12 protein-coding genes and 2 pseudogenes are annotated in these 9,618 nt (G+C 59.8%); 10 read left to right on the forward strand and 4 right to left on the reverse strand.

All coding sequences use genetic code 11. The features are described from left to right. The 3 genes and pseudogenes from EOA38_RS17835 to EOA38_RS17845 all read right to left on the reverse strand — a co-directional run. Positions 1–292: pseudogene (locus EOA38_RS17835) on the reverse strand (DUF1403 family protein); the annotation flags it as partial. A 109-nt stretch (positions 293–401) separates the two neighbouring features. After that, on the reverse strand, positions 402–698 hold the full coding sequence (locus EOA38_RS17840; RefSeq protein ID WP_127299836.1) for a helix-turn-helix transcriptional regulator: 297 nt from the start codon (positions 696–698) through the stop codon (positions 402–404). Further along, positions 695–1,045, reverse strand: a complete 351-nt coding sequence (locus EOA38_RS17845) for a type II toxin-antitoxin system RelE/ParE family toxin (RefSeq protein WP_127299837.1) — start codon at positions 1,043–1,045, stop codon at positions 695–697. Before EOA38_RS17845 ends, EOA38_RS17840 begins: the two co-directional genes overlap by 4 nt. A gap of 483 nt (positions 1,046–1,528) precedes the next feature. Here EOA38_RS17845 and EOA38_RS17850 point away from each other — a divergent pair, with 483 nt between their 5' ends. The 8 genes and pseudogenes from EOA38_RS17850 to repC all read left to right on the forward strand — a co-directional run bounded on the left by EOA38_RS17850 (position 1,529) and on the right by repC (position 7,699). Next, positions 1,529–1,702, forward strand: coding sequence for a type II toxin-antitoxin system VapB family antitoxin (locus EOA38_RS17850; protein WP_245480864.1), 174 nt, complete (start codon positions 1,529–1,531; stop codon positions 1,700–1,702). A gap of 60 nt (positions 1,703–1,762) precedes the next feature. Further along, positions 1,763–1,972 (forward strand): hypothetical protein, encoded by a 210-nt coding sequence (locus EOA38_RS41125; RefSeq protein ID WP_348627527.1) that lies wholly within the window; start codon positions 1,763–1,765, stop codon positions 1,970–1,972. Positions 1,973–1,984: 12 nt separating this feature from the next. Further along, a complete protein-coding gene (locus EOA38_RS41130) occupies positions 1,985–2,083 on the forward strand; it encodes a type II toxin-antitoxin system VapC family toxin (protein ID WP_292019124.1) in 99 nt (32 codons plus the stop codon). A gap of 153 nt (positions 2,084–2,236) precedes the next feature. Then, a pseudogene (locus EOA38_RS17860) lies at positions 2,237–3,221 on the forward strand (tyrosine-type recombinase/integrase). 250 nt (positions 3,222–3,471) lie between these two features. Then, positions 3,472–3,621, forward strand: a complete 150-nt coding sequence (locus tag EOA38_RS39220) for a hypothetical protein (protein ID WP_189434720.1) — start codon at positions 3,472–3,474, stop codon at positions 3,619–3,621. Positions 3,622–3,901: 280 nt separating this feature from the next. After that, positions 3,902–5,119 carry a plasmid partitioning protein RepA gene (repA, locus tag EOA38_RS17865; protein ID WP_127299838.1) on the forward strand — a complete coding sequence of 406 codons (1,218 nt, stop codon included), beginning with the start codon at positions 3,902–3,904 and terminating at the stop codon, positions 5,117–5,119. Further along, complete coding sequence (gene repB, locus EOA38_RS17870; protein ID WP_127299839.1) at positions 5,116–6,156, forward strand: plasmid partitioning protein RepB; 1,041 nt, start codon at positions 5,116–5,118, stop codon at positions 6,154–6,156. Before repA ends, repB begins: the two co-directional genes overlap by 4 nt. 199 nt (positions 6,157–6,355) lie before the next feature. Beyond that, on the forward strand, positions 6,356–7,699 hold the full coding sequence (repC, locus tag EOA38_RS17875) for a plasmid replication protein RepC (protein ID WP_127299840.1): 1,344 nt from the start codon (positions 6,356–6,358) through the stop codon (positions 7,697–7,699). Positions 7,700–8,202: 503 nt separating this feature from the next. On the opposite strand, the gene EOA38_RS17885 is transcribed toward repC, so the two are convergent. Further along, on the reverse strand, positions 8,203–8,412 hold the full coding sequence (locus EOA38_RS17885; RefSeq protein ID WP_127253930.1) for a hypothetical protein: 210 nt from the start codon (positions 8,410–8,412) through the stop codon (positions 8,203–8,205). A 403-nt stretch (positions 8,413–8,815) separates the two neighbouring features. On the opposite strand from EOA38_RS17885, the gene EOA38_RS17890 reads away from it, so the two are divergent. Further along, positions 8,816–9,049 carry an AbrB/MazE/SpoVT family DNA-binding domain-containing protein gene (locus EOA38_RS17890; protein WP_127299842.1) on the forward strand — a complete coding sequence of 78 codons (234 nt, stop codon included), beginning with the start codon at positions 8,816–8,818 and terminating at the stop codon, positions 9,047–9,049. Further along, positions 9,046–9,450, forward strand: a complete 405-nt coding sequence (locus tag EOA38_RS17895) for a type II toxin-antitoxin system VapC family toxin (RefSeq protein WP_127299843.1) — start codon at positions 9,046–9,048, stop codon at positions 9,448–9,450. The genes EOA38_RS17890 and EOA38_RS17895 overlap by 4 nt, the downstream gene beginning before the upstream one ends. Positions 9,451–9,618 lie beyond the last annotated feature (168 nt).

Below are 9,618 nucleotides of genomic sequence, written 5' to 3' on the forward strand. Positions count from 1 at the left end.
ACCGGGATCAGCGCCGGCCGGGCAAAGCTGCCAGGCGTCACGCAGGGCGGCTTCATCCTCGGCGCGGCCGGCGAGCCGCATGCTGGCGGCGGCACATTTGAGCGCCCAGCCGCTGGCGCCAGGCGCCGACCCAGGCCGGCTGCGCGCGGGCGAGGCTGTCAAGAGAAGCCAGGGCGGCGCCGGCCTGGAAGGCCGCGTCGGCGTCGGTTGCGCTGCCGCCGCCGGCAAGCGCCCAGGCCGGGACGGCCGGCGGCGCGGCGGAGCTGGCGGTCGCGGGATCGAGGCGAATCATGCTTTCGAGGGTAAAATGCCCGTGCGCTTTATGCCATCAATTTCGCATCAAAACGCACAGCTTGTCGGCAACAACAAACGAATGATAATGTTGCCTTATCGGAGAACCGTCAAAACCCCTGACGTGAGGCGAGCTCAACCTGAAGCCTACGGCCAACCGCTGCCGCGGCGCGCTGCACGGTATCGAGCTGCACCCTGTCGTTTTCCGGATCCAGCAAGCGGTCTAGCTGCGCACGGCTGGTCTTCATGCGCTTCGCCATTTCGCTCTTGCTGATGCCCTGTTCGGCCATGGCCTGTTCGATTTGCCAGGCCAGCACACGCTTGATCGCATGAGCGGTGGCTTCGCCGTGAATGCCCTCCTTCTGCAAAAACGCGTCGAAGGATGAGCCGATGTGCTTGCTGGTCATTGTTCGATCTCCCTTTGCCGTTTGCGGGCGATGTCGAGGTCCGGTGTCGGTGTCTTCTGGGTCTTCTTCACAAAGACATGACGCAGAATCATCCGGCCATGCGCGGCGCAAAAGATCACGCGGCCGATCCGGCAATGTGCGAGGTTGCTGCGCACTTCCCACAACCCGCCGCCGAGTGACCGGCATAACGGCATCCCGACTGGCCAGCCGAACTCGACCGTGGCAATATCGAAGCCAACCGTTTTTCGATCCGCTTCGGATAGCGCCTTCAGCCAGTCTCTGACCGGCTCGACGCCATTTGCCGTGCAGTAAAAGATCGCCGGTATCCGCTTCAATCCATCAGTCATTCTGTACCAAGCAAGATACGCTGTATCGTATAAGATACACGCCCGTCAATGGCCGGGCATCATGAGACTCGCCGCTTTTTTTGAAGCGGTTTTCGTGAGATTACCTGCATGGCGACGAATCCGTCGGTCCTTAAGTCACTGATTGTACAGACCTATTGATACAGGCGGCCGGTCACGATTTCCGATTCAGATTCGATTCACGTAGTCTCATGAATTCCGCTCCATATGAGCCACGTGCGCCGTCGCAGATTTCCATCAAGTGCCGCCGCGCCTCCGGCGCTCCTGTCCTTCCGACCACTCGCCGAGCAAACGATTTCCAGAACCATATTAGGTCGCAACCGCCAACAAGCTGCCTCGCGGGAGACGAACGGATGATCGATATGATATCGTATAGCGGTATAGAATGCAGGGTATGGATATGGCGTTTTCCGTCAAGGACGAAAGCACCGATGGGCGGTTCGCAAACTGGCGAAACTTAAGAACATGAGCCTTACCGAAACGATCCGCGACGCCGTCGAACAGGAGTATCAACGCAGCCGCGGCGCAATCCCCCTGCCCCAGCGGCTGAAGGCGCTTACCGAGCGTTATCGCGCCTTTCCCGAAACCGGCGCCCAAGCCGACAAGGCTTTTTTCGATGACCTGTCGGGGAATAGCTGATGTTTATCGATGCCTCGGCAATCACTGCCATCATCGGCGACGAAGAGGATGGCTTGGCGCTTGCCGCTCGCCTTGGCCAGGCCGGAAGTGTCCGCGTCTGGCCGATCGTGTGTACGTCGCCAGCCTGGCGCGAAAACGGCCTGCCCCATCGAAGAGGCGGAAGAACTCGTCACCCTCATGCTGGACGAGATTCCTGCGCAAATCATCGAGATCAATTGCGCGATCGAAGCCATCCGGGCGTACCATCGGTTCGGCAAGGGCCGGCACTAGGCGGACCTGAATATGGGCGATTGTTTCGCCTACGCGTGTGCCAAGCTCTATGACATTCCGCTGCTGTTCAAGGGCAATGATTTCGTGCACACCGACATCGAGGTGGCATGATGGACCGGAAAGCCGAGGGCGAACATAGCGCCGGAGAAGACAAGGCAAGCGCGACGACCTGCCAATGGGCCAAGCACCCGCCGATCCCCCTCCCCTCGCCCGCAGGCGGCGTACGGGTCGCAGCCGACGTCCGGTTCGGAGCCAACGTTTGGCCTGCCGGCGCATCTCGGACAGCTCGCTGACCACGCGCGAAAATATGTCGAGGTCGCGAGCTCCGCCAACACGCGGCGCGCCTAGGCCGCCGACTGGAAGCATTTTTGCGCCTGGGCGTCCCGTCAGAACCTCGAGGTATTTCCGCCCGAACCGCAAACCGTCGGCCTCTACATTACCGCCTGGGCCTCTGGCAAAGCTACCGGCGACAAAACGCCTCGTTCCGTCTCGACGATTGAGCGGCGGCTTTCGGCGCTAAGCTGGAACTATGGCCAGCGCGGCCAGCCGCTGGACCGGAAAGATCGGCATATCGCCACTGTGCTCGCCGGCATCCGCAACACCCACGCCTCCCCTCCCCGGCAGAAAGAAGCCATTCTCCCGGAAGACCTGATTGCCATGCTCGAGACCCTTGACCGCGGCACGCTGCGTGGCCTGCGCGACCGCGCCATGTTGTTGCTTGGCTCGCCGGCGGCCTGCGCCGCTCCGAAATCGTCGGCCTCGACGTTGCCAGGGATCAAACCGAGGACGGCCGCGGCTGGACCGAGATTTTGGACAAAGGCGTTCTCGTTACCCTGCGCGGCAAGATAGGCTGGCGCGAGGTCGAGATCGGCCGCGGCTCATCCGATGCCACCTGCCCGGTGGTCGCGGTGCAGACCTGGCTGAAACTCGCAAGGATCGGCCACGGCCCACTGTTTCGGCGGGTCACCGGGCAAGGCAAAGCCGTCGGCGCCGAGCGGCTGAATGACCAGGAGGTCGCCCGTCTCGTCAAACGTGCGGCGCTCGCCGCCGGTGTCCGTGGCGATCTGTCGGAAGGCGAGCGCGGAACAAAATTCACAGATCATTCCTTGCGCGCTGGCCTAGCCTCGTCGGCCGAGGTCGACGAGCGCTACGTGCAAAAGCAGCTCGGCCACACCTCGAGATGACCCGCCGCTATCAGCGCCGCAGAGACAGGTTCCGCGTGAACCTCACCAAGGCCACGGGCTTGTAGGCGACAGAGCCCTCCGCTACTTACGACCCAATTCGAACGTCGTGATAGGGTGGTAGATTGCCGACCTAATGCTGCGCCAAGGCAGCCGAGAGCATCCCTGACAGGTCATCGTCGAGGAGCGGTTTTTCCTGATCCAGGCTCGCAACGCCCGAAATTCAGATGATGGCTGAGCACAAATGCTGGTTCTGTTGATGGGTGGGCCAAAGCAGACGAAACTAGCTGGCCCGACGACCATGTTTGCCGTCGGGTGATGCGCAATGACGTAAAGGTCGGCTCACCGTCGCTGGAAGAACGCCACCCCCGCCTGCCGGGGTGGCTTCCGAGGTCGAAGGTGCGCCAGCCGATGGGCGAGCAGACCCAGCCAAGCGGCGAGCCGGCATTGCCGAGCTACACCGAGTGAGAGGGTGAGGCGCGGAATCGGTATTCGCGGCCTTTGTTTGCAGCGTGTTTGACCCTCCCATCACAATGGAGGAGGGGCGAAGGGCCGTATATTCTCGACACGCAGCTTGCGAAGTTAGCCGCGGCTAACAGCGTCGCGGTCCACGCGAAAACAGGCATTAAGAAGCTGTTAACCCTTATTTTCTTGCGCGCGAGAAAGAATCGGGCATAGTCCCGTCATCTGCGGAAAAAACCGCAAACACGACAAACTTCCGCAACTGCGGCGAAAGAGAACGAAATCGATGGTAAGCACTGCTGCCGCACTTGAGCCAGCCAGCCAGCCGGAAGAACTGAAAACGCTAATCCAGCGTCACTCCGCTACGCTGTCGACTCAGCTGCAGGCCCACCATCTCAGCACATTTCCTCCCAATGCCGAAAAGGGTATCCGCAATTTCTCACCTGCCGAGACCGCAAAGCTGATCGGGATAACCGAAGGCTACCTGCGACAGGTCGCTGCCGAAATTCCAGATGTGTCCACCGTCTCTGGTGGTGGACGGCGTTCCTATTCGGTCGAGGCGATTCACACGATTCGCAAGTTCCTGGACAGCGGAGCAAGGGGCAGCAGGCGTTATCTCCCTTGGCGAGCCGACAGTGAAGACCTTCAGGTTATTACGGTGATGAACTTCAAGGGTGGGTCTGGAAAGACAACGACCACGGCCCACCTTGCTCAATACCTCGCCCTAAAAGGCTATCGGGTCCTGGCAATCGACCTTGATCCACAGGCGAGTCTATCCGCTCTCTTCGGCCATCAGCCCGAAATCGATGTCGGCCCAAATGAAACCCTCTATGGGGCAATCCGCTACGACGACGAACGGCGGCCCATCGCTGAAATCGTCCGTGCGACATACATCCCCGATTTGCACCTAATTCCTGGCAATCTCGAACTGATGGAGTTCGAACACGATACTCCACGCGCACTCATGAACCGATCGCCGGGCGACACCATGTTCTTTGCCCGTATTGGCCAAGCACTCGCGCAGGTTCAGAAGATCTATGATGTCGTAGTGATCGATTGCCCCCCGCAGCTGGGCTATCTCACTCTGTCCGCGCTTACGGCCGCGACATCGGTCCTGATTACCGTCCATCCGCAGATGCTCGACGTCATGTCGATGAGCCAGTTTCTGGCAATGACGGGCGATTTGTTGGATGAAATCAGCAGGGCAGGGGCTTCATCGCAATTCAAATGGATGAAGTATCTGATTACCCGGTTTGAGCCGAGCGACGGACCTCAAAATCAGATGGTGGCGTTCCTCCGCTCTATCTTCGGGGAGCATGTCCTCAATCATCCGATGCTGAAAAGCACAGCAATTTCCGATGCGGGACTTACGAACCAGACGATCTTCGAGGTGGAACGCAGCCAATTTACGCGAACAACCTACGACCGCGCGACGGAATCGATGGAGAGCGTCAACGCAGAGATAGAAGCCCTCATCAAGAAAGCGTGGGGGAGACCGCTATGAGCCGCAAGCGCATTTTCGCCAACCTGGAATCTGCCCCGGCACAAGTTGGTCCCGAATCCCTCGGTCCCGAGACCACTGAGCCACCGGCAGCCAGACGGTCTTCGCGCATTCGCCCGCTTTTAGGTTCGCCCGATCTGTTGGAGAGCGGTTCTGGGTCGCCAGTGGGGGCTTTGGGGCAATCTCTGGGGGAAATGAATGAGCGTTCGAAGAGGGCTGATGAGATAGAGCAACGATTGATCTCTGGTCAGACGATCATCGAGCTCGACACCAACAGCGTCGAGCCATCGTTTATCCCCGATCGAATGTTGAGCGACGACGAAGCGTTCCGCAGCTTCGTGGAGGCAATAAGGAATGAGGGCCAACAAGTCCCCATTCTCGTGCGGCCGCATCCTGAATATCCGGCCAAGTATCAGGTCGCCTTCGGGCACCGGCGCCTGCGCGCGGCGATTGAGCTTGGGATCCCAGTCAAAGCTATCGTGCGCAAGCTCACAGACCAGGAATTGGTCGTCGCCCAAGGCCAGGAGAATAACGAACGGCAGGATCTCTCCTATATCGAAAAAGTTCGTTTCGCCCAGCAGCTCGAGCGACGCTTTTCGCGGGATGTGATCATGTCAGCTCTGTCTGTCTATAAGAGCGACTTGTCGAACATGCTGGCTGTCGGCGCCAAGATTTCTGTTGATCTCATCGAGGCGATTGGTCCCGCGCATGGCGTCGGCCGGCGCAATTGGATGTCATTGGCCGATGTCGTAGCGGATCCCGCCCAACTGGACAAGGCGAGAGCTGTCACGCAGCAGCACCAATTCGCCGCCCTTTCCTCAAAGGACAGGTTTGAAGCTGTGGCGCGATCGCTCAAGCCCGGCGCGCTCGCCCGCAGCCAGGATACGCTTCTATCGGATGCTGGTCAGGAAATCGGCCGCATCACCCAGAGCAAACAGAAAGTCACGGTCACAATCGACCGGAAATCATCACCGGAGTTTGCGGAATTCGTGCTCAACGAGCTGCCGCGCCTCTTCAAGGAGTATCGGCAGAGCCGTTAATCGGCTCTGCGATGCAGGCAACGAAGTCAGGAGATCGACACAGCAAAAGAAAAAGGCCCCCGAAACAGCGTCCGGAAGCCCTTCTCATTAGTTAGCACCTAGAGAATCGCACTTCTGCGAATCACAGTCAAGAGTTCCCGTGAGGGAAAGCGCCGTTTCGGCGAGCAGATTTCTTTTGCCTAGCGATAGGTGAAAGAGCATGGAAACGCATATCTCAACGACGCCCTTTGGGCGGCGGCCGGTGACGCTTGGCATGATTTCAAGCCAGGTGGCCGCAAAGGCAATGCCGGCGGACCTAAGAGTCCACAAATGGCATGTCTTCCAGAACATCAAGGAAGCCCGAGGCGCCTTGGGCGCGACCGATCGCGCACTGGCCATACTTGACGCCCTGCTTTCGTTTCATCCGGACACCGTGCTCTATGGCGATAGCGAGCTGATCGTCTGGCCCTCCAATGAGCAGTTGATCGGCCGCGCCAATGGCATGCCACCTTCGACGCTACGGCGGCACCTGGCTGTCTTGGTCGAATGTGGCTTGATCATCCGCAGGGACAGCCCCAACGGCAAACGCTACGCGCGGAAAGGGCAAGGGGGCGAGATCGAGCAAGCCTACGGCTTCGACATCTCGCCGATCCTGGCGCGCGCAGCGGAGATCAAGGAGCTGGCGGAAGTCGTCCGAGTCGAGAAGAGGGCCTACCGGATCGTTAAGGAACGGCTAACCATATGCCGCCGCGACATCGTCAAGATGATAGACGCAGGCATTGAGGAAGGCGTTCCGGCAAATTGGGGCAGGGTCCAGCAAACCTATCAAGCCATCGTCGGCAAGATTCCCCGTACAGCGCCCGGCCGGGTCCTCGAAGCCATCGCTGCCGAGCTTGAGGACCTCTGGGCTGAAGTGCGTGAGGCATTGGAATCATTCGTAAAAACAAAGAATATGAGCGCCAATGAGTCTCATATCGAGCGCCACATACAGAGTTCAAAACCAGACTCTAAATCTGAATCTGAAAGAGGCTCAGGAGATAAGGATGAAGCGAGCGGCAGCGCTGCGGAAACCGACAATGTGCGGAGCCTGCCGAAGCGCGAGCTGCCGTTGGGAATCGTACTGGATGCCTGCACGAACATGCTCTGGCTGGTGAAGGGCGGCGGCGGAATCCGCAACTGGCGTGAATTTCTGGCGGCGGCCGAGGTTGCCCGGCCGACGATGGGCATCAGCCCCAGCGCCTGGGAGGAAGCGCGAACGGCGTTGGGTGAGCAGCAGGCGGCGATCACCCTTGCTGCGATCTACCAGCGGCAGGACCAGATCAATAGCGCCGGCGGCTATTTGCGCAGCCTGACGGATCGGGCCAAGGCCGGAAAGTTCTCGGTCTGGCCGATGATCATGGCCCTGCTGCGGGCAAAGCTTGAGGCGTCGAAAGCCGCCGGAAATGGAGCTGAAGCAGCTGCCGTCGATCTGGAAACGGCGGGGAAGGTTGTTCGCACCGAATCACGATTGGAAATTAGCGATGCGTTGCGGCGCAGCCTCGACAAGCCGGCGCGTGGATCGTGATGAGGCGGCGGGTTTTGATTCACACCATGGCATGGGCGGTCGCTGCAGCGGGCACAGCACATCAACCGCAGGCGGCTATCTGCGCTTGCTAACCGATAAGGCGAGGGGCAGGGGAGTTTCGATCGGACCGATGCTTATGGCGGCGCACAAGGCCAACGGTGCGACAGCGGGGATGACAGGATGAGCAAGGGGACGGTCTCAAGCGCGCGGCGGTTGATCTCGTTGGGATCTGCGGTACGATTTCCCGCGCTCTGTTGCTTTGGGTTATTGAGTTCGCGGCGGCGGCCGATCAGTGAGAAGCACCAAGAGGGCCGGATTGATGTAGAGGTTTTCCCGGCCGGCTTTCATCTTCTGGTCCTCAGATACACCGATACCGCCTGTCGCACAGCCACGCGCTTCTTCCGGAGCCTCCGAGGCCGAATTCGTCATGCGGGATGGATCTGTGAGCCCGCGTACCGGCCGTTTCCGTTTGCGCAGCCAGTCATGCCGGCCAAGCCGGTGGCTTATTCGTCGCCTACGAGACCATCGAACGCCTCAAGCAGCGCATCGACAATCGCCTGGCCGAGCGCCTGTGCCGTCTCACCGATTTGGGCTTCGTTTCCGGTGCGGGCGGCGGTAGCGAGTTCGGAACCCTCATCCGTCAGGATCGCATTGGCCCGATCGATCGCCCATTGCGCGAAATCGTCCCGGCTGTCGATGATCCTGGTTTCCATGGATGCGCGCTCCAATGTTTACGATTTGTTTGCCAAATTCGGGCTAGGGTTGGGACGCGCGATGGGTACTGCGTTCGCGCCATAACACTTCTCGATCCTTGCAGCGAGACCTGACTGAGCAAGCCGTTCCGCCTCGCCCGGTCGAGGCGGTTCTTGACGGATGAGGGCGCTCATTTCTTCCGCCGCGCCTTCCCGCCCGGATTTCCAAGTATGGAATGGCACGGATAACTGATCGGATGAAGGGCCCTTCGCACCTGTCCCACCATTGACTTTCGACCATTCGTCGGCCCGTAAGGGACGCTGTCGTCTCACGCGTGGTTTCGTGAAATTCGACCATCCGGGGATTGAAATTTGACCTGTCGAGTAATACCTTCTGGGTAAATGGTATTACCGAGGTAGGAACATGACCACGACAGTCACAGCCAAGGGACAGGTGACCATCCCAAAGCCGGTCCGCGATCTTCTCGGAATCGTTCCGGGCAGCAGGGTTAATTTCCGCCGCGCCGCCGATGGCAGCGTGGTGCTTGGACGCGCTGACAACAAGCAGCCCATGAGCCGATTTGCGAAGTTGCGTGGCCATGCCAGCAAGGGACTCGATACCGACGCGATCATGGCGCTGACGCGCGGCGAAGCGTGACGCTCGTCGACACTAACGTTCTGCTCGACCTCGTAACTGACGATCCGAAGTGGGCGGATTGGTCGATCGCTCAGCTTGAGGCGGCAAGCCTCAATGGGTCGTTATCGATCAACGACGCGGTCTATGCCGAGCTTGCCGTACGATATGACCGCATCGAGGATCTCGACGCGTTTCTTGACGAAGCCGGTCTCGAAATCGCTGCGATGCCACGCGCTGCCCTGTTTCTCGCTGGAAAGGTGTTTACGCGGTACCGCAAGGCGGGCGGATCGCGCACCGGTGTGCTGCCCGACTTCTTCATCGGCGCCCATGCCGCCGTCAGCGGGCTGCCGCTGTTCACCCGTGATGCTGGCCGCTACCGCACCTATTTTCCATCATTGAAACTGATCACACCGAATAGCTGAGCGGCTCGTCAGCCCAAGAAACATGATTTTGTGGTCGAGCAGGGCGGAGAGGGGATCGCCGTGGCGCACTCACAATCGGCATCCGCAGCGCGAAGGGGATAGTTCTAAACGATAAGTCTTGCCGCCCTTCCGAGCGTCCGTTCGGCGTCATTGTAATAGGTTGAGGCC

This window comes from Mesorhizobium sp. M1E.F.Ca.ET.041.01.1.1, from assembly GCF_003997355.1.
Lineage (GTDB): Bacteria > Pseudomonadota > Alphaproteobacteria > Rhizobiales > Rhizobiaceae > Mesorhizobium.